At 52.6% G+C, this 25077-nt stretch carries 21 protein-coding genes and 2 tRNA genes; 15 read left to right on the top strand and 8 right to left on the bottom strand.

Annotated features, from left to right (window positions below; translation table 11 throughout):
* Positions 1-323: 323 nt before the first annotated feature.
* Positions 324-1823 carry an IS1380 family transposase gene (locus dmul_RS11095; protein ID WP_020878379.1) on the bottom strand — a complete coding sequence of 500 codons (1500 nt, stop codon included), beginning with the start codon at positions 1821-1823 and terminating at the stop codon, positions 324-326.
* A gap of 561 nt (positions 1824-2384) precedes the next feature.
* Positions 2385-3491, bottom strand: a complete 1107-nt coding sequence (locus dmul_RS11090) for an IS110 family RNA-guided transposase (RefSeq protein WP_070962295.1) — start codon at positions 3489-3491, stop codon at positions 2385-2387.
* A 333-nt stretch (positions 3492-3824) separates the two neighbouring features.
* Between dmul_RS11090 and dmul_RS11085 the strand changes: the two genes are divergently transcribed.
* From dmul_RS11085 to dmul_RS21085, 8 genes are all read left to right on the top strand, one after another.
* Positions 3825-4457 carry a hypothetical protein gene (locus dmul_RS11085; RefSeq protein ID WP_020875502.1) on the top strand — a complete coding sequence of 211 codons (633 nt, stop codon included), beginning with the start codon at positions 3825-3827 and terminating at the stop codon, positions 4455-4457.
* A gap of 195 nt (positions 4458-4652) precedes the next feature.
* The gene (locus dmul_RS11080) at positions 4653-5495 is read left to right on the top strand and encodes a hypothetical protein (RefSeq protein ID WP_020875501.1); all 843 of its coding nucleotides are present in this window, start codon (positions 4653-4655) and stop codon (positions 5493-5495) included.
* A gap of 481 nt (positions 5496-5976) precedes the next feature.
* Positions 5977-7629: an IS1634 family transposase gene (locus tag dmul_RS11075; protein WP_236885993.1), complete on the top strand. Its 1653-nt coding sequence runs from the start codon at positions 5977-5979 to the stop codon at positions 7627-7629.
* A gap of 55 nt (positions 7630-7684) precedes the next feature.
* A complete protein-coding gene (locus dmul_RS11070; protein WP_144016428.1) occupies positions 7685-8704 on the top strand; it encodes a DUF3987 domain-containing protein in 1020 nt (339 codons plus the stop codon).
* 189 nt (positions 8705-8893) lie between these two features.
* Positions 8894-10189 carry a primase-helicase zinc-binding domain-containing protein gene (locus tag dmul_RS11065; protein ID WP_020875495.1) on the top strand — a complete coding sequence of 432 codons (1296 nt, stop codon included), beginning with the start codon at positions 8894-8896 and terminating at the stop codon, positions 10187-10189.
* 660 nt (positions 10190-10849) lie between these two features.
* Positions 10850-11170: a hypothetical protein gene (locus dmul_RS11055; protein WP_020875493.1), complete on the top strand. Its 321-nt coding sequence runs from the start codon at positions 10850-10852 to the stop codon at positions 11168-11170.
* Between the two features lie 886 nt (positions 11171-12056).
* Positions 12057-13772, top strand: coding sequence for an SEL1-like repeat protein (locus dmul_RS11050; RefSeq protein WP_144016427.1), 1716 nt, complete (start codon positions 12057-12059; stop codon positions 13770-13772).
* Positions 13769-13897: a hypothetical protein gene (locus dmul_RS21085; protein ID WP_020875491.1), complete on the top strand. Its 129-nt coding sequence runs from the start codon at positions 13769-13771 to the stop codon at positions 13895-13897. The genes dmul_RS11050 and dmul_RS21085 overlap by 4 nt, the downstream gene beginning before the upstream one ends.
* A gap of 176 nt (positions 13898-14073) precedes the next feature.
* Here the strand turns inward: dmul_RS21085 and dmul_RS11045 are convergent.
* Positions 14074-14150, bottom strand: a tRNA-Arg gene (locus dmul_RS11045).
* Positions 14151-14252: 102 nt separating this feature from the next.
* On the opposite strand from dmul_RS11045, the gene tadA reads away from it, so the two are divergent.
* The 5 genes from tadA (at position 14253) to dmul_RS11020 (ending at position 17641) form a co-directional block, all read left to right on the top strand.
* Complete coding sequence (tadA, locus tag dmul_RS11040) at positions 14253-14729, top strand: tRNA adenosine(34) deaminase TadA (RefSeq protein WP_040414222.1); 477 nt, start codon at positions 14253-14255, stop codon at positions 14727-14729.
* An 83-nt stretch (positions 14730-14812) separates the two neighbouring features.
* On the top strand, positions 14813-16102 hold the full coding sequence (locus dmul_RS11035; RefSeq protein ID WP_020875489.1) for an adenylosuccinate synthase: 1290 nt from the start codon (positions 14813-14815) through the stop codon (positions 16100-16102).
* A gap of 141 nt (positions 16103-16243) precedes the next feature.
* Positions 16244-16320, top strand: a tRNA-Pro gene (locus dmul_RS11030).
* A gap of 646 nt (positions 16321-16966) precedes the next feature.
* Complete coding sequence (locus dmul_RS11025; protein WP_040414234.1) at positions 16967-17284, top strand: cupin domain-containing protein; 318 nt, start codon at positions 16967-16969, stop codon at positions 17282-17284.
* Between the two features lie 30 nt (positions 17285-17314).
* Positions 17315-17641 (top strand): DUF6122 family protein, encoded by a 327-nt coding sequence (locus tag dmul_RS11020; protein ID WP_020875486.1) that lies wholly within the window; start codon positions 17315-17317, stop codon positions 17639-17641.
* 66 nt (positions 17642-17707) lie between these two features.
* Here dmul_RS11020 and dmul_RS11015 read toward each other — a convergent pair whose 3' ends face one another.
* The 3 genes from dmul_RS11015 to dmul_RS11005 form a co-directional block, all read right to left on the bottom strand.
* Positions 17708-18628: a SufB/SufD family protein gene (locus dmul_RS11015; RefSeq protein WP_020875485.1), complete on the bottom strand. Its 921-nt coding sequence runs from the start codon at positions 18626-18628 to the stop codon at positions 17708-17710.
* Positions 18609-19373, bottom strand: a complete 765-nt coding sequence (locus dmul_RS11010) for an ATP-binding cassette domain-containing protein (RefSeq protein ID WP_020875484.1) — start codon at positions 19371-19373, stop codon at positions 18609-18611. Before dmul_RS11010 ends, dmul_RS11015 begins: the two co-directional genes overlap by 20 nt.
* A gap of 112 nt (positions 19374-19485) precedes the next feature.
* On the bottom strand, positions 19486-20586 hold the full coding sequence (locus dmul_RS11005; RefSeq protein ID WP_020875483.1) for a DNA-methyltransferase: 1101 nt from the start codon (positions 20584-20586) through the stop codon (positions 19486-19488).
* A gap of 242 nt (positions 20587-20828) precedes the next feature.
* Between dmul_RS11005 and lgt the strand changes: the two genes are divergently transcribed.
* Together lgt and cysS are read left to right on the top strand one after the other, a co-directional pair.
* Positions 20829-21692 carry a prolipoprotein diacylglyceryl transferase gene (lgt, locus tag dmul_RS11000; protein WP_020875482.1) on the top strand — a complete coding sequence of 288 codons (864 nt, stop codon included), beginning with the start codon at positions 20829-20831 and terminating at the stop codon, positions 21690-21692.
* Between the two features lie 3 nt (positions 21693-21695).
* On the top strand, positions 21696-23102 hold the full coding sequence (gene cysS, locus dmul_RS10995) for a cysteine--tRNA ligase (RefSeq protein ID WP_020875481.1): 1407 nt from the start codon (positions 21696-21698) through the stop codon (positions 23100-23102).
* Positions 23103-23174: 72 nt separating this feature from the next.
* Here cysS and dksA read toward each other — a convergent pair whose 3' ends face one another.
* Both dksA and dmul_RS10985 read right to left on the bottom strand, forming a co-directional pair.
* A complete protein-coding gene (gene dksA / locus dmul_RS10990) occupies positions 23175-23597 on the bottom strand; it encodes an RNA polymerase-binding protein DksA (RefSeq protein WP_020875480.1) in 423 nt (140 codons plus the stop codon).
* Positions 23598-23690: 93 nt separating this feature from the next.
* The gene (locus dmul_RS10985) at positions 23691-24893 is read right to left on the bottom strand and encodes a M24 family metallopeptidase (RefSeq protein WP_020875479.1); all 1203 of its coding nucleotides are present in this window, start codon (positions 24891-24893) and stop codon (positions 23691-23693) included.
* Positions 24894-25077: the final 184 nt, after the last annotated feature.

Here is a 25077-nt window from a genome sequence, read left to right as displayed (position 1 = left end):
AAGGTTCGGTGAAATGAGATAACGTGGATCCCCGTTTCATCTTTTAAATGGCTTTTTCTAAACGCCCATTTTTTGGCTTATTTTAATCCTAAAACAAGCGCGTTTACAATACGACTAACTCAAATGAGAAAAATTGGGTTCGTCTCTATTGCCTGCGAAATTTCTAACTTCTGAAAGTCGAACCGGGCCGTCATCAGGGCGCAGATCACCCTGTATTTCATGTTCAGGCCGGATTGTCGTGTTGCTGCATAGCACTCTCCTTTCCATGGTTTCAAAGCGGGCTCACAATTGCGTCATGCAATTCCTGCCCCAAGGAAATACCGCTATGGAAAGTTGAACTGTTTCAAGGCGTGGAAACAATTCAGGGCGTGTTTCAGGGAATGATTATATCCCACGAGCCGATAGACAATTTTCCTGCCGGTTCTGATGATCAGGCACGGGATCCGGATAAAGGTATGGATGAACCTTTTGAATTCCATGCGTACGATCCGTTTTCCCAAGTGCCGATACGGCATCAGCAATCCGTACCATGCCTTCAAATCCCATGCCGTCGAAGCAATGGCCATGTAGGCCCAGTTGGAAAGCAGCGTGTTTGACGGCGCCTTGAGGGCGCAGGCCCCGTTTTTCAGCTGCTCGATGTCGTTTTCGTGATCAGCCCGCTTCCGATAGAATTCAAGAATCTGCTCTTTTGAGTTTTTGGCATCATTGGTGATATAGAAAAAATAGCGTACATCATCGAATAGTTTCAGCTCACCTTTTGTCACCTTGAGGATCTTTTTCAGCACGATCATCCGATAGGGTTTTCTGCACTTTCCCGGCTTGTAGGAAAACTCGCTCAGGTATTCGGATGCGGTTTGAATCGTCTTGAACTTTCTCTTTTTTACCACCGCCTTTTTGATGTTTTCCGGTTGCCGACGCTTTCGGGTTTTTACCGTGTGCCTGGGTTTCCGCTCAAGCAGATCCCATTCCGTCAGGCTTTTTGCAAGCTTCACCAGATTCGGCCTTGCGTCCATGCCTAAAACGAAGGTACACAGTTCATCCCATTTATCGAAATGGGCGGTCAGACCGAAATCGGTGTCTCCCCGGAGATTGACGGTGTCAAAGATCCCTTTCACGAGATCCAGGCTCTTGTCGATCCAGACGGCCGAATCCAGATGAGACGGTGCATTGGCCGGCCGGTTGACCAGATAGAGGGGTTCCCGCGTCTGGGCCAGGGATACGACCAGGGGATGATATCCCCATCTCCCGTCATAAGAGATGTCCATGCCTTCCTTGCATTCCCCCGATGTTTCGGAAATCGTACCGTCGACATTGATGACGGCTTCTTTCCTGAAACACCGGGGCTGTCGGCGCCATATCTTCTTCCGGATCTCGTTTTTGGCTTCCATCAGCTCGATGATCTGATCTTCATCAAAGCGTCTCAGAAAATCGCCGGCGGTTGTTGGATCGGGGATGAGCTCAGCGCCCAGCGCATTGAGCCAGGCTTCGTCATTCCTGAGCAATTCAATATCCTCAAGGCAACTGCCTCCGGCAAGAAGGTTATAGGCGATGTTAAGGACATGGTCCGATTCATGGTAGGGCAAATGCCGCTTCAAGAGCTCAAGCCGCTCATCGAGTTCATCCATCAAGCCGGTTCGTTCAGCCAGGGTGTGAATGATGCCGATCCCGCCGCCGGCAATGCCTTTGCTGCGACCGTCAAATTCATAATGGATATTGGACCCCGAAATCATCGGCCGCGGCCGGTCTTCCCAGTTTCTTCTTCGGGTTCGTCGGGTAATTTTTCGCTTGCGATTCTTCAGCTTTTTAGAGATAATCGGTGTCACTCGAAATACTCCTTCTTGACGGCATTATAGGTTTGGGCAAACATATAATACGCTGATAAGACGGATATTTCGAGTATTTTTTTGCTTTATGCTATGAAATCACGCTTGTTTTAGGTTTAATACGGCCAGTCGCAGGCATCCCTCTTTTATCTTTTTGGGGTAATGCGAATTGGATTTTAAACTGTCGAAAGCGAACGGTATGATGCCCATTCCACCTGATATGATTGACAGTTGTCAAGAAAAAAATACTCTGCCTTCCTTGATTTTGAAAGAACAAGGATTTTAATAAGTGCCTCTCCAGGCCATTGGTAGAGACGGGATCTTTGAAAACGACGGTTGACCCTTCTGATATTCGCAGGTTGGTTACCGCATGACCTGGCTTCGTCGCGGAGCTGCCTCTCTCTAACATCGGAAGTTCGGCTGTTCGCCTTATTCCATAGGTGGTAACGAGGATTCTCCTATCCGAGATCGCGCCTCTGCCAATGACCTGGAAATATGTTTTGTTGTTCTTTGTTATCGACCTCCCAATCTGATCCGAGGATTGGGTGACTTTCAGGTTGTTCAGGTTACCGGCTGCAGCTGCTTTGCGATTGCCCACAAAAAGGCGCTCAATTCACGGGCAATGGCCGTGATCACCACCTGTTTCGGTTTGCCTTTGGCCATAATCCTTCTGTATTTGGCGCATAAACGAAGCTGGGCTTTCCATGCGACCTGCCGGACCGGGTCCGATAAATTCTCCTGGCGTTTGATCAATACCCGGCTGACCCGGGGTTGCATCCGGTACGCCCAGGCGGCTTCAATCAGTGCCCTTCGCGCATGACTGTTGCCGGTCTTGGTAATCCCCCCTCTTTTGATGCTGCCGCCGCTGGAGTGTTCCGAAGGCACAAGACCAAGATAGGCCATCAGTTGTCTCGGATGTTGAAAACGGTTGAGGTCGCCTATTTCCGAGAGCAGAGTTACCGCAACAATCAGCGATACGCCCCGGGCGGCCTGCAAGGCCTCCACAACATCCGCCAGTCGCCAGGCGGGCACCATTTGCCGGATCTGCTCGGTCAACCGTTCGATCCGGTCAAGGCTTTCATGCACGGCATCGATGTATTCCTGGAAAGCAATCTGCTGGGCAGGATGGGGCATGGCGATATCCGAAAGCCAGTTGAAATAGGCTTTGGACCATTTGGTCTTTCCGGAATAGGTTATTCCATGTCTCAGTAGAAAGGCATTGAGCCGTTGCTTTGCCTTACGGCCGGCGACGACCGCGTCTTCACGGGCACGGCTCAAATCGCGCATGGCTTCGTCCTGGGTATCCGGCACATAAATCGCGGTCAACTCGCCGGCACGATGGAGACGGGCCAGTGTTTTGGCATCCCGGGTGTCGTTTTTGATCCGATCACCGCTTTTCTTAGGGATCATTGAAGGGGCCGCCACCATGCAGCTGAATCCTTTGCCGGTCAAATGACGATGGATGCCGTAACCGCAGGGACCTGCTTCGTAGACAAAGTGCAGCTCGCTTGCAGTGGAAACCATTTTACGACAGAATTTATCCAATGCCTCAAAATCGTTGTTGATCGCGCCGTAGACCCGGACCGGATCCCGGGAACCCTCTTCAGCGATAGCAATGGTGATCGAATTTTTGTGGACATCCATGCCGATAAATTTTACAGTGTTCATGACCTGCCTCCTTGGTTGTGGCTCTGTGTTAGGGCGTTGATACCTTATACATAACCCACGTTTGCAAGGAAGGCAGGTCTTTTTTTTGGGTAACCACAATATATTCCATCCGAGGATATCAGCAGAGATTCATCATGGGCGAGAATGGGTCACCAAAACTCGTCGGAGCCCATGATGAATCTCTGCGGGTTGCGCAGATCCGGACGTTCCGGAAACTCGGATGGGAACTGTCAATCATTATGTCTAACTATGCTGCAAAAATAGGCTTTTTCAGGAACAAATAATTGATATTTCCAATTGGCATAAAAACTTGTGTGGAAGAAAGATGTTGATATGAGTGGAGATGAAACTATAAACTCTATATTATCATTGGTTAGCTCTGACTTAATCAGCAAAAGTTTGAAAAAGGCATTTATAAATTGCTTAGAAAGATATTTACGAGACAAGAAGACAGTTCATATCGACGAATTAAATTATATCAAACAAGAGATCAATCATCACGCTGTTCAAATTAAGCAGTATAGTGAGGAGGACGCTTATCGTTTACTACATGAACAAGAAAAGCCTTTCTTTGCCCCTAAAGAACCTATTCAAAAAACAGCCCAAAATTCCGGCACAGAGAATTGCAATTTCGAAAACAAAATCAGCAAACAACAACCAACAATAGATCAACTAAATGAGATGATAGAAGAATTGAGGCATAAGGGCAAACAAGCTGTTGCATCTCGTGATAATTGGAAGCAGAAAGCCGAAAAGGCTGAAAGAAAAGTAAAAGAACTCGAAAATAAGGTCTCCAAACTTGAATTGCAGAAAACAGATACCGATTCAAAATTCAAGAGGTTAAAAAACAAGTTTGCACTGATGTATCATCCAGACAAAATTATGGGAGAGAAATATGAAAAAATGATAAAGCAAGAATTTTTCAAGGAATTTTGGCAGGAGATTGAAATAATCGAAAGATCATAATGTTAGTAAAATCTAATGAACCAGTTCGTGGTCGGATTGCTTTTCTGATTTACTTAGTTATTAAACCAGCAATTCAAGATCCAAAAAAGAAATGAGATTATATATCATTAACTAACTACATTGTTTTATTAGATAAATCTTACTTCATATAGATAGTTGCCGGAGTAATATTTATTAGCGAATTCATGAGGATGTATGATCATCCAAAAAATTGAAATCCCATTTTCAACCGACAAATACGAAAAAAGACTAATTATTTTTATAGATCTGTTAGGATTTAAAAACTATATCTTATCAGACGGCAGAAAGGAAGACGACTTCATAGCCCTTACTTCTCATTTTCAAAAGAATGTGTCTGAAGGTGCAAAATACATTAAAGGAAACGCATACTCTTACAGCCCTACTTTTAATTTCTTTTCAGACACAATAATTATTTCCTTTCCATTAGAACTTTTTAATGCGCCCGCCGAGTGTAAAAAATTTACATCTGAAGCAGACCCATATAATGATATAAATATCGATAAATTAAATTTGTTGTTTTCAGCAGTTATGTACATTTGCGACATACAACTTCATTCGCTTAAACATGGTTTATTATCAAGAGGGTGTGTGACAATAGGTGATGTATACCATAATAAAAATACTTGGTTTGGTCCTGGATTAATTGAGGCGTACGAGCACGAAAGCAAGATTGCGATTTATCCCAGAGTTATTTTATCTAAAAACGCTCATGAATACTTTAAAAACGAAGTTGTTACTAACTTTTGCCAAAATCTCATCATTCAAGATTTAGACGGTCTCTTTTATGTGAACTACATTGCTTTTATTCACTCTAAATTCAATACTAATTATTGTAACGCTCATTGCATTCTAAGAGATATTATAGATAGTAATATTATTATGTTGAGATCTAAAAAGAAACAGAAACTTAAAGAATTGCAGAAGTGGGAGTGGCTATCGATGTACTTTAACACATACAGCAATGATAAGTTGAAAAAAAAGTATGGAGATGATCTCGCAGAGAATATAGGAATATAAGTAATTTTGTGCATTAAAAACTGATCTTAATTAGAGTTCATCCATGCCGCCACAGAATTTAGCGAGGCAGACCCCGCCGCCGTTTTGTTCACCTTTCTGCCTCGCTTTGCTGCCGAGGTTGGTAATACCCCTTATTTGCGGGTCGGGGATTCAAAACACCCAGCTATTTTGAATAGCGCAATCGTGGGAGCTACCGGAAAGTCAAGAAAGGGGACATCCGCCGCACCAGTTGGGCGGATAGCATCCATGAATTTGATAGACTTGGGTTTGATTTTTGTAGGCAGAAAACCACCCCAAATTGGCCCGCCACCACCACTCGCCCCTAATAATTACAGGCTATTGGGTTTACCCGGCCTTCTCTCAACCTCAAAAACGCGTAGGCACACGAATTATCAATTTTCTATTGACTCAAAGGGAATAAAATGTCATAAACGTAAACATGTATCTGCGGTCTACGAAGCGAAAGAACAAAGACGGCTCCGTGGTCGAATATTTCCAGCTGGCGCATAACGAGCGCCACCCGGATACCCGCAAGCCGGTTGCCAAAATCATCCACAACTTCGGCCGTGCCGACCAGCTCGACCGGCAGGAACTGATCCGGCTGTGCAGATCCATCGCCCGGGTATGCGGGATAACCGTCGTCGATCCTCTCGATGATGAAGTTCTGAGCGCCACACCGCCGGGCGAAGCGGGCTTCTTCGAAGACCTGAAGATCCGGAAAACCCGCGCCTTTGGTTGCCCGATGGTCATCGAGGCCCTCTGGGAGCGGCTCGGACTGAAAAAGACACTGGAAGGCGTCGTCAACGCCAAAGGCCTGCGGGTTCCCTATGAAAGAGCCCTGATGGCCATGACCGCCAACCGGCTGTGCGATCCCGAGTCCAAGCTTGGCGTATGGGACCGCTGGCTCTCCAGGGTCTATCTCCCTTCCTGCGACGGTCTCCAACTCAAACACATGTACGAGGCGATGGACCTGCTGTACGCCAATGCGGACAAGATCGAGGAGGCCATCTTCTTTCACGTCGCCGATCTTTTCAATCTGGAGGTCGACCTGATCTTCTATGATACGACCACCGCGTCTTTTCATGTGGACCAGGAGGACGACCCCGACCGGCACGCCAATGCCACCCTGCGCAAGTTCGGCCACTCCAAGGAGGGCACGTGGAGCCCCCAGGTGGTGGTCGCCCTGGCGGTGACCCGCGAGGGCATCCCCGTGCGCAGCTGGGTGCTGCCGGGCAACACCTCCGACGTGGCGACCGTCGAGAAGGTTCGGGCGGACCTGAGGGGCTGGAACCTGGGCCGTGCCATGTTTGTCGCCGACTCGGGCATGAACTCCGAGGACAACCGCAGGGAACTGGCCGGGGCCTGCGGCAAGTACCTCCTGGCCTGCCGCATGTCCAACGTGGCCGAGATCCGCAAAAAAGTCCTGAGCAAGCGCGGCCGCTACACCGTTTTCAAGGACAACCTCCATGCAAAGGAGGTTGTGGTTGGCGACGGCGAGCGGCGCAGACGCTATATCCTCTGCTACAACCCCAGGGAGGCCGAACGGCAGCGCAAGCACCGGGAGATGACCGTCGCCATCCTGGAGAAGGAGCTTGAATCCCACAAGGATGCATCGGCAACCGCCCAATGGGCCATCGAGCTGCTGGCCTCCCGCCGCTTCAAGCGCTATCTGACAGTCACCAAGACCAACAAGGTCCGCATCGACCGGGCCAAAATCCGGGAGGCGAAGAAGTATGACGGCAAGTGGGTCCTCGAAACCAATGACGACACCATCAGCCTGGAGGACGCCGCCTGCGGCTATAAAGGCCTGATGGTCATCGAACGCTGCTTCCGCTCCCTCAAACGGACTCAGATCAAGATGATGCCCATGTACCACTGGGCATCCCGGCGCATCGAGGCCCACGTCAAGATCTGTGTCCTGGCGCTCCTGATCGAGCGTGTCGCCGAGCTGGCCTGCGGCAAGCCATGGCACCAGATTCAGGCGGCGCTGGATGAGCTTCAGATCACAGAATTTTTTAATTTAAATTTTCGTGTGCTCATGCGAAACGAGCTGCCCACAAAAACCATCAACATTCTTAAATTGTTAAAGATCACTCCTCCAAAGCAGGTCATCGAGCTGGAAAAACTGACCTGAAAACAGCCCGATTTCGTAGACACACGCTGAATCTCGTTCATTCGCGCGGATGCCCGTGCGTCAAGCCTTCGCGCGATTTTGTGTTCTTACAAAAATCAAACCCAAGATAGAGTATGATGGGTATGTTCCGGCCAGCGTCACACCTGGGCCGCTGTCAAGCGGCGAGGGCCTTGTTGAGAGGATCAAAGATGCGACAATGAAATGGGACCCGCAGACAAACACAATGATCATCTCTGACCCAGGGGTTGAAGACAAGCGCCTTTTTGTTCTCTCCGAGGAGCTGGCCAGCGCCTTTAAGGTTATGCAGCGGGAAGGCAACAATTTGAGTCCGACGCTTCGGTGTTACTGGGACGGAAAATCTGTAGCACCTATCACAAAAAACAACCCTATCCGTGTAACTGATCCCCACGTTTGCATCACAGGCCATATCACCAACGAAGAATTACTGAAAGTGTTGGACGAAGGCGAGCACTTTACGGGCCTGACAAATCGTTTCTTGTGGGTTTGCGCGAAGAGAGGCCGTTTGCAGCCTCTCCCCAATGGGATTCACGATAACGATTTAATCAGATTTCAAGAAGAGTATCTCCGATGTGCAAAGTTTGCGCAAACCATAGGCGAAGTTTCCCGCACCAAACGCGCAGACGATAGATGGATTGATGTCTATCCGGAACTGGCAAAGGATCACCCCGGTATTCTCGGGTCTGTTTGTAATCGCGCTGAGGCGCAGACGGCAAGATTATCATTGATATTCGCTCTTCTTTGCGGGGCGAAAGAGATAGACGTGTGCCATATCGATTGGGCCTTGGCAGCCTGGGAATACACCATGAAAAGCGCCGAATGGATATTTGATACAGGGGTTAAAGATCCAGTACAGGATAAGATTTTAAAGTTCTTGACCGAGAACGGGAAGGCAAGCTTGACGGAAATCCATAAAGCGCTCGGGAACAATTACCAGAAGGAAAAAATCCAGCTGTCAATTAAGAGACTCGAATCGGGGGGTGTGGTTTCGGTTAAAGTTGTCAAGACCAGTGGAAGACCAAAACAGATAATATACCTAACGAAAAAAACGAATTAACGAATTAATGACCTATCTTATTGATATCACTTCTCATCTTTTTTAAGACTTAATTCGTAGGGTACGAAAAAAGGGGGCTTAATTCGTACCTTACGAATTAAGGTAAGAAAAACATCATTAGTCTATTCAATAACTTAATGGCTAAATTCGTTAATTAGTTTAATTCGTAGGGTTCTTGGGGTCAAAAAAATGCTGATCACTGAAATCATCCAAAGAGACGGAATCCCCCTGAAGCGCGAAGCCGGAACGAACGGCGGAGAGTTGGCCGGGCCTTGTCCCTTCTGCGGGGGGAAAGATCGCTTCAGGGTTTGGCCTGAGAAGGGCCGTTATTGGTGCCGTCAATGTGGCGCCAGGGGCGATGCTATCCAATATTTGCGAGACCGGCAAGGTATGACATACCGGGATGCTTGCACCGCTCTCGGGGTTGAACCGAAGAACGGCCGTTCCCCTGCCGGGCAGGAAGAACCAGGTTGGTTATCCGTTGAATGGCAGACAGCGGCCTGGGCCTTGCTTAAAGAAACCCGCCTATCCCTGCAATGGTACGAACCGGCAAAAAACTACCTCAAGGGGCGAGGGCTAAACGACGAAACCATATCCATGCTTGGCTATAACCCAACATCGGCGCACATGGAACGGGCTGCCTGGGGGCTTCCAGATGAGACGAACCCACGAACTGGACAACCCCAAAAGGTTTGGATTCCACGCGGGATTTTAATCTCTGTGATCGATGAGGGCTTGGTCCACCGTTTGAGGGTCCGGTTGTCTCCGGATGAGTTCGAGCGCTCGAAAGAATGGACCAACGGCAAGGGGATCAAGTACGCCGAAATCCCCGGAAGCGGGCCTGATTCTCTTCTCCTGCCGGGCAGAGATGGGGCGGAAGCCTGGGCTGTGGTCGAATCGGAGCTTGATGCCTATCTGGTGCATCAGGAAGCCGGGGACCTGGTGAACGTCCTGGGCCTGGGAAGCACCACGGGGAAACCGACGGCGCAAATGTTGAAAGTCATGGCAGGGAAAAGGGTCTTACTGTGCCTCGACCATGACGCGGCCGGTTGGAAGGCCGTTGAAAAGTTGCCTGGGGAATATTGGCCTACGCCTTCAGGGAAAGACCCCGCAGATTACTTTCAGGCCGGGGGAGATATCCGCTCATGGATTGAGGCGGGATTGAGAGAGAACGTCGCATCAGAGGCGCCACAGGAAGCGACGAAGACGGTTCCAGATGACCGAGGGGAAGACATTGCAACAAGCAAGGGTTTGAACCCCCTTTCCTGCCAGGGAATAATCCCGTGTTACCACCTTCGGGGCGGTCAATGCTTTTACAAATCGAATTGGGGACCGATAGCCGAACTCGACCGATGCCCGATGGTTTATGGTCTTGGGCATGGTGAGGCGCATCCGGATCTTGAGGCTCTTGAGAGACAACGAACCAAACACGGGCTTGACCCGGAACTCATGTGGATTTACGGAGGCGCAAAATATGACCACTAAACGCAAGCCCCGACGCAAAACCCGGAAGCAGGGCATCACCAGGGGGGATATTCAACGTTTTCGCCGCGACTTGTGGGATTTTCGATGGCATACTATTATAGTTGCCGAATGGGTCCACCGGAAGAAAGAGTTGGTGAACTGCCTGGAGCGGGAGGCCGATGTTCTGGCCGAGTTATGGCGCACAATGCCCGACGATGTAAAGAAACAATTCAATGCGTCTAAAAGGCGGATCGAGAGGGCGCTGAGACGGAGCTTTTTGTTCCCACTACAGATAGAGCCGGTCTCGTTCCCGTTTAGCATTGAAAAGCGGCCATGGGCTAAGCGAAAGCTATAGCTCAGGCGTGAACTATTCTGGGCAAGGGTAAGGTATGGTTCGCCTTACTCTTGCAATAATCTCTATCTGCCAGCCAACAAGTAGCGCTTAAATTTGAACGCTCTCCCTCAAGCCCATAGGAGTGATCGGCAACAGGGAAAAGTCGTTAACATAAGCAGGGTACTGGTGTGGTGTGAGGCGCGTGGGGGGGGTATACCCCTTTTTTCAGGGCGGGGAATGGGTCCCATACTACCTACCCAACTTGCGCGTTACAGCGCCATGATGCCTGAATGAGACATGTTAGCAGGTGTTAAGCTTTGATTTCGACAGAAACGAGGTGAATTAATATGGGCCGAGGGTTGTCACCGCTTCAACAGCGGATTCTCGATCTTGCCGACCAAGCCGACAGCGGCACCGTCTACGCCTTCGAGGTCCTGGTGGACGTCTACGGGTTTCCCCTTGCCAGGAGGGGGCGCTTCGGCGGCACCCACTTCAACCGCCGGGAGATAGGCCGCCGATATTTCAGCGGCACCGTGGCGGTGTCGAGGGCATTCAATCGCCTGGCTAATAGGGGCCTTGCCGAACGTATCATCGGAGGTGTCAGAGTTCACCAACGGGGAACAATACGCGGGGGAAGACTTCCCTACCGAAAAAGCGGTATTGATTGATTATCACAGTGGTACGCGCGTAGGGGCCTGGTTTGAGATTTTAGAAAATCTCCGAAAAATGCCCTGGCTGCGAATTAGACCCCCCTACGCCCCTTTTTTCAAGTCGACAATGGGTCCCATATTAGGGACCACTACACCCGCGCTACAGCGTCATGGGGCCTATTGGTTAATTTCTGGAGTCCATAAAAAAGGCGGGCCGAGGGGCCGTCCACGTCCTGGGAGGACACCGACCTGGGACCGATGGCGTCAGCGATTTTTCCGCACGGACAATATCTTTATCGAGCGGCTCTGGTGGACCGTCAAGTATCACTATCTGCACGCGTTTGACAGCGGGCGGGGAACTGCGCGACGGTCTTGCACAATGGTCTTCGTTTTACAGCGGTCAACGCTTTCATCAAGGGCTTGACAACATGACACCGGATGAGGTTTATTTCGATCTGTCTCATTTTTTGCCATGGCTGCATGACGACGATGCCGACCGCGGATCCAGACTTTGAAGACTACCTGATTCTCCAAAACCGATTTGGTACGACGGCATTCCCATAAATGATGTTACCTTTCTCTTCATTTGTGGCGCCTAAAACCCTATTCAAGAAAGATAAATATCATTTAACCCTTACAAACGAGATTTTTTGAGAAACGGGTAATGCTCCCTCTTTCATTGAGTTTCGAAATATGACCACTCCCTGTCGATTTTGCTCCATTTCGTTGATAAATTTAGAAATGCGGACAGGCCGCGCAACAAGTTACGGCTATGTGATGAATCGGCAGATAAACATACGAACCAAAACAGGTGCCGTACGACAATTGCTATACGACTATAATTTCGTTTTTTAATTGCCGGTTTAATATCAGAAAGCATAGATCAGATAGGGTCTTTTTAGAGGTGCTTGGTGTAAAGAAAAGAAAACAAAATAAAATAGACCGCTTTTTCCATATAGCTATTGATACAAACGGGGGCACAATAATGATAAAAAGTGCTTTTATCATCGTTTTGGTGGCGATTGGGTTTTCAGCTTTAAGTGAAAAAGTATTTTCCGAAGAGCTAACAAATATTGAAGAAATTAGAAAATTGGCTGAGCAGGGGGATGCTGAAGCACAGTTCAATTTAGGGTTTGTATACTATAGTGGCGAAGCCGTCCCTCAAAATTATACCGAATCCATAAAATGGTATCGCAAAGCAGCTACTCAAGGACATGCCAAGGCTCAGTTTATGTTAGGAGTAATGTATTCTAATGGCGAAGGTGTTCCTGAAAATGGGGCAGAAGCTCTAAAATGGTGCAATAAAGCTGCTGAACAAGGATATGCCGACGCCCAATCTGGTTTAGGGTTCATTTATTATAATGGACAAGGTGTGACCCAGGATTATCTCGAAGCGATGAAATGGTATCGCAAAGCCGCTGAACAAGGACATGCCGAGGCGCAGTATATGGTAGGGGTAATATATTCTTTGGGTCAAGGCGTCCCTGAAAATGATTCTGAAGCTATGAAATGGTACCGCAAAGCCGCTGATCAAGGATATGCCGATGCTCAGTTTGGTCTAGGGAGTTTATATTTTGATGGCAAAGGTACTGATCGAAATCATATGGAAGCCCAAAAGTGGTGTCAAAAAGCCGCTGAACAAGGACATGCCGAGGCTCAGTTTGTTTTAGGAAAAATGTATTCTTTGGGTAAAGGCGTCACTCAAAACTATGCCCAAGCCGCAAAATGGTACCGCAAAGCCGCTGAACAAGGGGATGATGACGCTCAGAATAGTTTGGGGATGTTACACTATAAAGGCCAGGGCGTCTCTCAAAACTACACCGAGGCCATGAACTGGTTCCAGAAGGCCGCCAATCAAGGGAATGCCTATGCCCAGGTTATGTTAGGGACAATGTATTCTTTGGGCGAAGGTATCCCTGAAAATTATTCTGAAGCTATGAAATGGTATCGCAAAGCCGCTGAACAAGGACATGCCATTCCGCAGTTTTTACTGGGACAAATGTATCATTTTCGCGAAGACGACCATAAAAATGTTGTTGAAGCTATGAAATGGTACCGTAAAGCGGCTGATCAAGGACATGCAAGCGCTCAGTATAATTTAGGGCGCGGATATGCACGTGGGGAAGGCGTCCCTCAAAACCATACCGAGGCCATGAAATGGTACCGTAAAGCAGCTGAACAAGGTCATGCTGACGCTCAAAACAATTTGGGGAACGGATATGCACGTGGGGAAGGTGTCCTTAAAGACTTCACCGAAGCCATAAAGTGGCACCACAAAGCAGCTGAACAAGGGCATGCTGCGTCTCAGTATAACCTCGGGGCTATATATACTAATGGGAAAGGCGTCCCTCAAAATCACACCGAGGCCATCAAGTGGTTCCGTAAAGCAGCTGAACAAGGTCATGCCGACGCTCAGCTATATTTAGGGGCGGCATATGCTATTGGCCAAGGTGTCCCTAAAAATTACATAGAAGCTTATGTTTGGTGGTCAATATCTTCTGCTGAAGGGAATGAAAAAGCAAATAATTATCTTCCAATTATTGTTTCTGAGATGACGCCTTCTCAGATCGAACAAGGTCAGAAGAAAGCTGCTATTCTTTGGGAGAAAATGAATAAATGATTGGGAACGAATTATCGAGCGGGGAACTGGTCCCGTTTGTGGACGAGATTGGCTGGCAACGGTTCGAAGATCTTTTCGGCGCCACATATTGTCCGGACAACGGACGACTGGGCGTCAGCGCCTGATTGATGGTGCTGCCCTCAATATATCAAATACACCTACAAATACAGCGACGAGGGTGTTGGGTATCAGAACCACCACAATATCCATGGCGACTTAAAACTCCGGGACAATACCGGGACAAAACAGCACAAAAATAAAAAAAGGGTTTAGCCACATTCAGCTAAACCCTTGAATTTTCTGGCGCGCCCGGCAAGATTCGAACTTGCGACCTACGGATTCGTAGTCCGGCACTCTATCCAACTGAGCTACGGGCGCAGAACATCGTTGAATTGTGAAGGCTTAATAGGCTATTATGACGATCCTGTCAACGATTTCTTCAAATTTTTTGAAACTGGATAGAATTGGTTTTATAATCATATGGATATGATGGCATCCCGCGAAAAGATGGCCCTGGCGATAGGTCAGGCGGAACTGGCGGCCGACGCCGGCGAGGTGCCGGTCGGCGCTGTTCTGGTCGACGGGGCGGGGGCAGTGATTGCCGCGGCCCATAATCAGACCATCACCCTCAACGACCCGACGGCTCATGCGGAGATCCTGGCCTTGCGCGGGGCCGCACGCCTTTTAGGAAACTATCGGTTGTTAAACACGACGCTCTATGTTACTGTCGAGCCTTGTGTCATGTGCATGGGCGCCATTGTACACGCGCGGATATCCCATGTTGTTTTCGGGGCTTATGACCCGAAGTGGGGCGGGGCCGGGTCGCTGTACGACCTGGCGTCGGACGTGCGGCTCAACCATCGGGTGTCGGTGACGGGCGGTGTGCTGGCGGAGCGTTGCAGCCGAATGATGCAGGAATTTTTTCAGGCACGAAGGAAAACCGCGGCACCGCGGTGAGCCGGCTCGGGCGCAACGCGGATATCGGAAGTTTTGCGGAATCGTCATCATTGAAAGGTGCATATCTTTTTAAGGAGAAGCAAGTGGCGAACGTCGTTATTGTGGGAACGCAGTGGGGTGATGAAGGGAAGGGCAAGATCGTTGACCTTCTGGCGGAATATGCGGATATCGTGGTGCGCTTTCAGGGGGGAAACAATGCCGGCCATACCATGGTGGTGAACGGCGAGCAGTTCATCAGCCACCTGGTGCCGTCAGGCATCCTACAGGGCCGAACCTGTCTGATCGGCAACGGGATGGTGGTCGATCCGGCCGTCTTGGTGGAAGAGATCGACTACCTGATCGGCAAGGGTGTCCGTGTGGATGAGACGACCCTCAAAATCAGTGAGCGGGCCCAGATGATCATGCCCTACCATAAGTCCATCGATCTTGCCCGGGAGCGGATGAAAGGGGACAAGAAGATCGGTACGACGGGCCGCGGCATCGGGCCGGCTTACGAGGACAAGGCCACCCGGAGAGGGATCCGATTCGTCGACCTCCTGGATCCCGAGGCCTTCCGGGATAAGGTCGAAACCATCATGGCCGAGAAGAATTTTTATCTCGAGCAGTTTTTCAAAACCGAAACCCTCGACCCCGAGGCGGTGATCGCCGAATACCGGCAGTATGCCGAACGCCTGGCCCCTCTGGTGACCAACATCTCCGTCGTCATCGACCAGGGCATCCGCCGGGGCGAGCAGGTCTTGTTCGAAGGGGCCCAGGGGACGCACCTGGATATCGACCACGGGACCTATCCTTACGTCACCTCTTCGAATACGGTTTCCGGAAACGCCTGCTGCGGCGCCGGCATCGGTCCGACGGTCATATCGGATGTCTACGGCATCGTCAAGGCCTATACCACGCGGGTCGGGGAGGGACCGTTTCCGTCGGAGCTGTTCGACGACATCGGGGACGCCATTCAGAAGAAAGGGGCGGAATTCGGCGCCACCACGGGCCGCAAGAGACGGTGCGGCTGGCTGGACCTGGTAATTCTCAGAAATGCCGTCCGGCTCAACGGATTGACAGGTCTCGTCATCACCAAACTGGATGTTCTGGGCGGGCTTCCCGAGATCGAGATCTGCACGGCTTATCGGTACCAGGACGAAACCTTCCGGGATTTTCCCGCAAGCCTGAAGATGCTGGCGGCCTGCGAGCCGGTTTACGAAGTCCTTCCCGGATGGACGGAGGACATCTCGGGCATCCGGCGTTTTGAAGATCTGCCGGAAAACGCCCGCAACTATCTCCGGCGGATCGAGGCCCTCATCGAGACGCCCATCAAGATCATCTCGGTCGGCCCCGGAAGGCAGGAGACCATCGTCCTGGAGAACCCATTCGCATAGGTCCACGGCTCTGGAGAAACACTTCGGAAGCTCCGCCTCAACTTTTCATCGGCGGCAATGGTGGAGCAGGGATTTTTTTGCTGTCGGACGCAATTTTAGGTTGACAATTCAGGCTGTATCCCTTAGAAGAGTAAGCCTTGTCGGGAAGTGGCTCAGCCTGGTAGAGCACAGCGTTCGGGACGCTGGGGTCGCTGGTTCAAATCCAGTCTTCCCGACCATCTAGAAGCAGAAAGGCCGAATCTGGAAACAGGTTCGGCCTTTGTTGTTGGTGCGGCTCCCAAGCCACAAACCTTGAGTGTCACAGCCTGTTATCGGCTACTCGGTTCTCCCTGTTTCATTTGGGAGCGTATCGATATCATTTGATATCATTTCCTGTGATATCATTTCCCACGGTGATGCTGGGCGGTGCTTGGTTTACCAGGGCCGGTTTTTCGACAAGGACTTCGGGCGGCCCTGAAATGAGTTCCAGTGCGAGAAACGTCATGAACGAAATGGTGATCAGGATGATGATATACCGCATTTGAATTCAGATGACCTTTGAATGGGTGCCGGGCTTTCCGGGCAATCTAAGATATTGTCGAACATCGATTTTTCCGAATCTGATCCAAATGAAAGCAAGATTGATGCCGGTTTTATGGAATCTGGATCAGAGGAGGGGGAAAGCAATTTGGATGCATGATTGCGCTGTTTTAACATGCAAAACAGCTATCGATGCTGATAGCGCCGGCCAGGGCGCGAATGCCGGATGGATACGATTGAGAAATAATGACCCAAAAAATGTGATGCGTTGACAAAATTTGTTTATCGGTGTCGATTTGGGATTTGGGGTCTGCAGTGAAAGAAAAGCAGAGGGAAAAACTCGACGTGAAAAGAAACCTGTTCTCAGGGATTCCTGCCGATCTGCCCGAGGAGTTGATGGAGATCCTCGCAGCGTCGGAGAATGTTCGCATCGAGCGGATTGTCTCCCGGGGGCATGCATCGCCGGAAGATTTCTGGTACGACCAGGACAAGGATGAATTCGTTCTGCTGGTTCGGGGACGTGCCGAACTGGCCTTTGCCGGAAAGCCGGATGTCTTGCGCCTGGAACCAGGCGATTACCTCGTCATCCCGGCGCACACCCGGCACCGCGTGGTTTGGACCGAGCCGGCAACCGATACCCTGTGGCTGGCCGTCCATTTTTAAACGAGAACAACTTTCGATGAGGATGATGTGATGGGATGGCGGACGGGGCTGCACCTCTTCCTTCATGTGGCGGCTCCCGCCCTTGCGGCCCGTCTGGCCTGGCGGAAAGACTTCTGGAAATCCTGGGCCGTCATGACGGCGGTAATGGTGGTGGACCTGGATCATCTGGCGGCCGATCCTGTTTTCGACCCCAACCGTTGCAGTATCGGATTTCATCCGCTTCACACGGTTCTTGCCGTCGGTGTCTACGCGCTTCTGTCTTTTGTTCCGGATGCCCGGGTTCTCCGATGGATCGGCATCGGTCTTCTGATTCATATGGGGTTGGACGGCGTGGACTGCCTGTTTCAGGAGAGGTGAGGGCTCGATATTTTCCGACGGAAAGCGGGGGTGCCGCCGGCATGCGACGGCCCCCGCGTCCTGATGTCACTTCAAAAAGCCCTGGATGATGCGGTTGACCGATTCGTCATAGGTCAGTCCCAGACTCATGAGTTTCATGAGTTGGTCATTGGCGATCTTGCCGATGGAGGCCTCGTGGGTAAGTTCCGCGTCCGGATGAAGCGCCTTCAGGGCGGGCACCGTTTCGCTGATGCCGTTGTCCATGATGATGGCGTCGCATTCGATATGGCCGTAGCATTTCGCCCGAGCCTCCAGATTCACGTAAAAATCCTGTTTGGAGTTTCCTTTAACCACCGATCGGGACACGATATTGGCTTTGCTGTCGGTCCCCAGGAGCAACAATTCATTTCTGGATTCGGCCCGCTGGTCGCCGTCGGTCATGACCCTTTCGGTGATCTGAATGGCGCTGCCCGGTCCCAGCTCGGCCGTGTTGAGCCGACGGGCCTCGTCCACGCCGCCCAGTTGCGAGAGCGCCATCTCGGCATAGGCCCCCTCATCGAGAAAGACCTTCGTGGTCGGGTTGAGGGTTCGCTTCCCCTTGCCGGGACCTAAGGCGACATGTTTTTCCACGTATTTCAGACGGGCGTTTCGGCCGATTCTGAATTCGTGGATGCCCTCGTGCCCTTCAGGCGCGGACCCGCCGCAGTGGATGCCGCACCCCGCGATGATGGTGACGTCGGCGTCTTCGCCCACGACGAAGGTGTTATAGACGACGTCGTGGAGGCCGGCCTGGCTCAGGATGACCGGAATGTGCACCGACTCGTTTTTCGTCCCCGGTTTGACGGTGATCACGATGCCCGTCCCGTCGGCATTGCTCTCGATGTCGATGTTTGCCGACACCTCCCGGCCCAACAGCTTTCCGTTTTTACGGATATTGTAGGCGCCCTTGGGGATGCGCTCCAGGTCCGCGACCGCTTTCAGTAATTCCTTATCTAAAGCATCTAACATCGTTCTCTCCTTCGCAGACATCACCAAAACTGCAAACGCTCAGGTCCTCCAGTATGGGGCGCGCCCCGGCCAGGTCACCGGTGTAGGCGAGCCGGCCGCCTCGGATCATGAGGATCTCGTCGGCTGCTTCCAGAAACGCACGATTGTGGCTGACGACGATGGTCGTGGTGCCTTTTTCGGTCTGTTCCCGTTTGAGAACCTCCACCATGGGGCCTATGGTCCACAGGTCGATGCCCGTATCCGGTTCGTCGTAGATGGCCACCTTCGGGTTTCGTGCGATGATGGTGGCCAGTTCGATCTTTTTGATCTCTCCGCCCGAAAGCTTGGCGTCTACAGGCTTGTCGAGAAAATCGAGGGAACAGATGCCGACCCTGGCGATAATTCTGGCCAGAGCGGTCTCGTCTTCGGTGCCGGCGGCGATGGCCAGGAGGTCCCGGAAGGTCGTGCCCTTGAACCGGGCGGAATGCTGAAATCCATAGGCGATGCCGGCTTTGGCCCGATCGGTGATGGAAAGAGCGGTGATGTCCTCTCCGTTCAGGAGGATCGATCCCGAGGTGACGGGATTAATCCCCATGATGAGCTTGGACAGCGTGGTCTTCCCGCCGCCGTTGGGACCGGTGATGCCGTAAAATTTGCCGCGTTCAAACCTGAAGCTCACATCGTTGATGATGGTCTTGGAGGCGCCTCCGCCGGCGATCGATGTATCCGCCGGAACGGAGAACCGAACGTTTTTGAGTTCAATCATGACAGTCCTCGGTTGGAATATACGTAAAAATTTCGTCTAATATTGGTATCTATCGGGCTGATTGTCAAGCTGTGTCGAGGCCTTTCCGGCTGTTTTTCCGAAAATCGAGCTGTCAACCGTCGAAAAGGTCCATCTGAATCGGATCATTGGGAGGGTCCGGGGGAGGCTCCGGATGGTCGGCATAGGCGATCGTCGCGGTGTTGTCGTTCAGAACCCGGCCGGTTTCCAGGGGGTTGATGAGAAGATCGACCTCCTGGCGTGTCGCGACGGGAAATTCGTAATGGATATTCCGGTGCTTGAGGGGCTTTTGGACCGCTTCCCGTTCCCGGACAAAGACGCGGTGCCGACGGAGCCGCTCCTGAATGCGGCTGTTGGCGAAGGGGACGATGTCCCGTATCCGATCCAGAATGGCGTCGCGAAGCGCCGCATCCTGTTCGTAGCCGATGCTGTTTCGGCCGGCCGCCATGGCCGCCGCCGTCGTGGTGCCTGTGCCCAGAAACGGATCCAGCACCACATCCCCCTTTACGGATAACATGTGAATCAACCGGTAGGGCAACTCGAAGGGAAAGGCGCCGCTGCGGTGTCTGGTTTTGGGGGCGGTCATTTTCTGGACGGTTCCCCTGAGATCCGTCCAGACGTCCGAAAACCAGTTGTTCCGCTCCTCCCAGAAATAGGCGCTCTCCCGTCGCATCCGCTTTTGCTCTGGGGACTTGAAATCCCTTTTCCCGCCTTTCCGGAAGATCAGGATATATTCGTGCTCGAGGGTCACATAGGCCCCCGGCGGCATCATGCCCGATCCCATGAATTTGTTGGGGGCGTTGGTCGCCTTTCGCCATAGTATTGCCGGCAGGGGGGAAAGCCCCAGGGCCGACAGGCGATGAAGGACACGGGCATGGTTGGGGTACAGCCTGAAATCGCCGTTTACGGTTCGGACGGCGTCCCCGATGTTGATGCACGCAATGCCGCCGGGCATGAGGACGCGCAGGCATTCCCGCCAGATCGGATCGAGGGCCTGGTGCATGAGTTCGAAGGCCGCGGCGCCGCGATCGTTTGCGAGGGCATCCGCTATTTCAGTGCGGCCGCGGGCGAACATCTCGTCCCACATCCGGACCATGGGGTAGGGCGGCGACGTGACGATCAGCGCAACGCTTTCCGATGAGACGTGGGTCATGCTCTCGGCGGTGCAAAAGTAAAAATGGTGCTGGGTTTTCATTGGACGATTCCTCAGGGCTCGACGTGATTTTGTTGAATTTTGCGAGATCTGTTATCATGATACGGTCCTTTGGAAAACCCCTGTTGCATCGGGTCCGGGTCTTGCCCTCGGAGGAGGGGGCATCTGGAAAATCCCCTTGATTTAGACGGGTGAAGAGCTTATGGTAACGTCATTTTACCGTGGATGAACCTAAGGGCCGCGACGGGCGGAGCCGTCCGTCGGGTCATGGAACGGCAAGGACGATGACAAACGAATTCTGGCGCTGGTGGCAGCACATCCCCGAACGGCTGGATCCCGTCATGATCGAGATCGGGGTCTTCAAGCTCCAATATTACGGCATGATGTATCTGGTGGCCTTCGGCCTGACCTATTTCCTGGTCCGCTATCGGATCCGGCACGAGAAGGGCTTCAACTTGACCGAGGCCCAGGTGGAGTCTCTCACCACGGCCATGATTGTCGGCGTGATTCTGGGGGGGCGCCTCGGGTATGTGTTCTTTTACAATCTGCCCTATTACGCGCAACACCCCCTCGAGATTTTCCTTCCCTTCAGCTTCGAGGGCGGGATCCGTTTTACCGGCATCTCCGGTATGTCCTACCATGGAGGGCTCATCGGCGTGATCGCCGCGACAATGCTCTACGGACGCCGAAACCGGATCGCCTTTACGGAGATCGCCGACCTCTACGCCCCGGCCGTCCCCCTCGGATACACCTTCGGCCGCATCGGCAATTTCATCAACGGCGAGCTTTACGGCCGGGCAACGGAGCTGCCCGTCGGCATGTATTTCCCATCGGCCCCGACGCCCGAACGCCGTCATCCGTCCCAGCTCTACGAGGCGTTTTTCGAAGGGATCTTCTGCTTCATGCTGCTGTGGTTCCTTCGTCGGCGCGTCCGAACCCGGGGGGCCATGCTGGCCCTCTATCTGATCAGCTACGGCACGGTTCGGTTTTTCATCGAGTTTTTCCGGGAACCGGACGCGCATCTGGGCTTTGTGCTGTTCCGGTTTTCAACAGGCCAACTCCTCTGCGGCCTGATGGTGCTTTTCGGGATCGGATTTTACCTGTTCAGGCGTTCCATGTTCAAGAATGCATCAAATTTTTCGGGGTAATCTATGAAACTCTATCTGTACAATACGCTGACGCGGAAGAAGGAAGAATTCCAACCCCTCTTTCCCGACTACGTCGGTCTGTATACCTGTGGCCCGACGGTCTACAATCATGCTCATATCGGCAATCTGCGGACCTATATATTCGAGGACGTGCTCAAGCGAACCCTCAGGTTCAACGGCTTTACGGTGCGGCACGTCATGAACATCACGGATGTGGGACATCTTACCGGCGATCGGGACATGGGGGAGGACAAACTGGAAAGAGGGGCCGCACGGGAAGGCCGGAGCGCCTGGGACATCGCGGAGATGTATACCCGGGCGTTCAAGGAAGACATGGCGCGGCTCAATCTTCTGCCGCCGGACATCTGGTGCAAGGCGACGGAAACGATCCCCGAACAGATCGCCCTCATCGAGACCCTGGCGGCCAAAGGATATACCTATACCACCAGCGACGGGATTTATTTCGACACCTCGCGATTCAAGGATTACACCAAACTTTCCCACCAGAACCTGGAGGCGCTCCAGGAAGGCGCACGGGTGGAGCGGAACCCCGAAAAGCGAAATCCCACCGATTTCGCCCTGTGGAAATTCTCTCCCAGGGATGAGCAGCGGCAGATGGAATGGCCGTCGCCGTGGGGCGTCGGGTTTCCGGGATGGCACATCGAGTGTTCAGCCATGAGCATGAAATTTTTAGGGGACCACCTCGACATTCACTGCGGCGGCACCGATCACATCGACGTCCACCACACCAACGAAATCGCCCAGTCGGAGGCGGCCACGGGAAAGCCGTTTTTTCGGTTCTGGGTGCACGGGGCGTTCCTCAACATTGCCGGCGGGAAGAAGATGGCCAAGAGCGCCGGCAATTTCCTGACCCTCCAGCACACCTTTATCGACCGGGGCATCGACCCTCTGGCCTACCGGTATGCCGCATTCCAGACCCATTATCGGAATCCCATGGAGTACAGCGACGAAACGGTCCAGGCCGCCGTGAACGGTCTCGATCATCTTCGGAACCAGGTCCGGCACATCAAGGATGCCTGCGCCGGATCGCCCGCCGATATCCCCGCCCATGCAGCGGATGAGGCCAGGACACGGTTCCTGGCGGCGCTGAACGACGATCTCAACATGCCCAGGGCCATGGCGGTGGTACAGGAGATCCTGAAATCCGACATGCCGCCGACATGGAAGCTCGCCCTGGTCCTTGAACTGGATGCCGTTCTGGGGTTCGGTCTCGATCGGGTGGGGGAGGCACAGCCCCTGCCTGCGGATATTCGGGAAAAGGCGGCCGCCAGGGAAGCGGCGCGGCGGGAAAGGAACTGGGCTCTGTCCGACCAGCTGCGCGACGAAATCCAGGCCCTGGGCTATGTGGTTCAGGATGGAAAGGACGGCATGAAGGTGTTTCCGAAGTGACGCAGACGGGAAAAGGACAGCGGTAATCCTCGGGAACCACCGCTGTGTTTTTCCGTCCGATGCGACAAGCGGTCAACCGCTTCTCGCCTCCCGTTTTTTCTTTTCGCGCTCGTGGCGCTCCTGGGCCTCCAGGGAAAGGGTGGCGATGGGTCGGGCCAACAGACGACGAATACCGATCTCCTCTTCGGTTTCCTCGCAGTATCCATAGGTCCCGTTGCTGATGCGCTCGAGGGCCCTTTCGATCTTCTTGATGAGCTTCCGGTACCGGTCGCGGGTTCTCAGCTCGAAGGCCGTGGCGGATTCGTTGGTGCCCTGGTCGACGGCTTCGATGTCCCGCTCCTTGTCTTCCTTCAGCTTGTTCAGCGTTTTTTCCGATTCGGCCAACAGGTTTTCCCGCCAGGCAATCAGCTGCCTTCGGAAATACTCAATCTGTCGCGGATTCATGTACGGTTCGTCGTCGGTGGGGATGTAATCTTCAGGCAGATCAACGGACATGGCAACCTCCTCGTGTTTTGATGAAACCAACACGATGTCAATGATAATACAGGGTCTTGATGAAGGAAAGTGCGCTTGACGATCCTGCCCGGATCAATCGACCCGCACGATGCCTTCATTGAATGTCGTCAGCGGCATCAAACCGTCCGGGGTGACGATGTGGGTGTTCTCTGTGCCCACCACGCCCTTGCCGGGAAAGATGAGCTTGGGCTCCAGTGCGATGCACATCCCCTCCGCTATGGGGGTTTTCCGGCCTTTGGCGATGAAGGGATATTCATCCAGTTCCAGGCCCGTGCCGTGACCGATAAAACGGACGCGCCCCGGGCCTGCGCCCATGAAATGATCGGCATATCCCAATTCCGCCGCCCGCGCCACGGCCATGTCGTAGAGTTCGCCGACGCTTGCGCCTGGCCTGGCGGCTTTCTGGATGAGGGATTGAATCTCGATCATGGCTTCCTGGGCCCTGAGCCACTCGTCGGAAATCGCGCCGACGGCGAAAATTCGTGTCTGGTCCGATATATAGCCTTGATAGACAAAGGGGTAGTCCACCATAATCGGCTCATTGCGGCCGACGGGCCGGAATCCCGCGCTCTGGCCCACGGCCGGTCCGGTGCCCTCACCGCCGGTGGGAGAAGCGAGAAAGCTGGGCACGGCCGCGGAGGGGCCTGCCATGAGATGCCCGAAAAACATCTCGCTCCCCCACAGTCGCATGCGCACCGTTCCCTGGTGGCCCAGCTTCCGTGCCCGGGCCTCGACAAGCCCGGCCAGTTCCACCTCCGGGATCCCCTCCCGGATCATGCTTGGAATCCCCGCATAGAGTTCGTCGGCTTTTCTGCCGGCTTCGCGGAGAATCCCGATCTCGTAAGGCGATTTGATCATTCGGGTCAATCGGATGAAACGGGAGACATCCAGGATCACGGATCCGTCAAAAATACGCTGATAGTCCAGATAGAGGTTCGCCGACAGCACATCCAGCTCCATCCCCAACGTCTTCGGGGTGGGATATGCGTTTCGTTTCAGGATCTCGGGGATCTGCCGGGCGCTTTTGAGGGGAACGATGTCGCCGACGGATGATTCCGCCGCCGCCCGCTCCAGTGCTTTTCGGGCCATCAACAGCGGTTTTCCCTCTCGGGGGATATAGAGATGGGCATCCTGAACGGTTCCGGAAAAATAATAGAGATCCGCCTTCTGGACGATCAAGGCGGCGTCCGCGCCGGCATCCCCGAGTTGGGATTGCAGGCGGTCGATGCGCTGTTTGATTTCGGCTTCCGGAACCTTTCCGTCTGATCTGTACATGACGATCCTCATGGCTGTTCGCGCAACGAACCCTTCCGTTGATTGTCTTAACTATTTATTTTCTAAAGATTTCTGAATTTTGAAGATATGGTGTATATCATCTTTTCCATGGACCTGCAAGCAAAGAAGCACCCCGGGTTTTCATTGGAATCATTGGTGATATGGGGTTGGGGGGTGGGGTAGG

Origin of the sequence: Desulfococcus multivorans, assembly GCF_001854245.1 — a bacterium.
Lineage (GTDB): Bacteria > Desulfobacterota > Desulfobacteria > Desulfobacterales > Desulfococcaceae > Desulfococcus > Desulfococcus multivorans.
The sequence above is the reverse complement of the archived record's forward strand: the minus strand, read 5'-3'. Positions and strand labels throughout refer to the sequence as shown.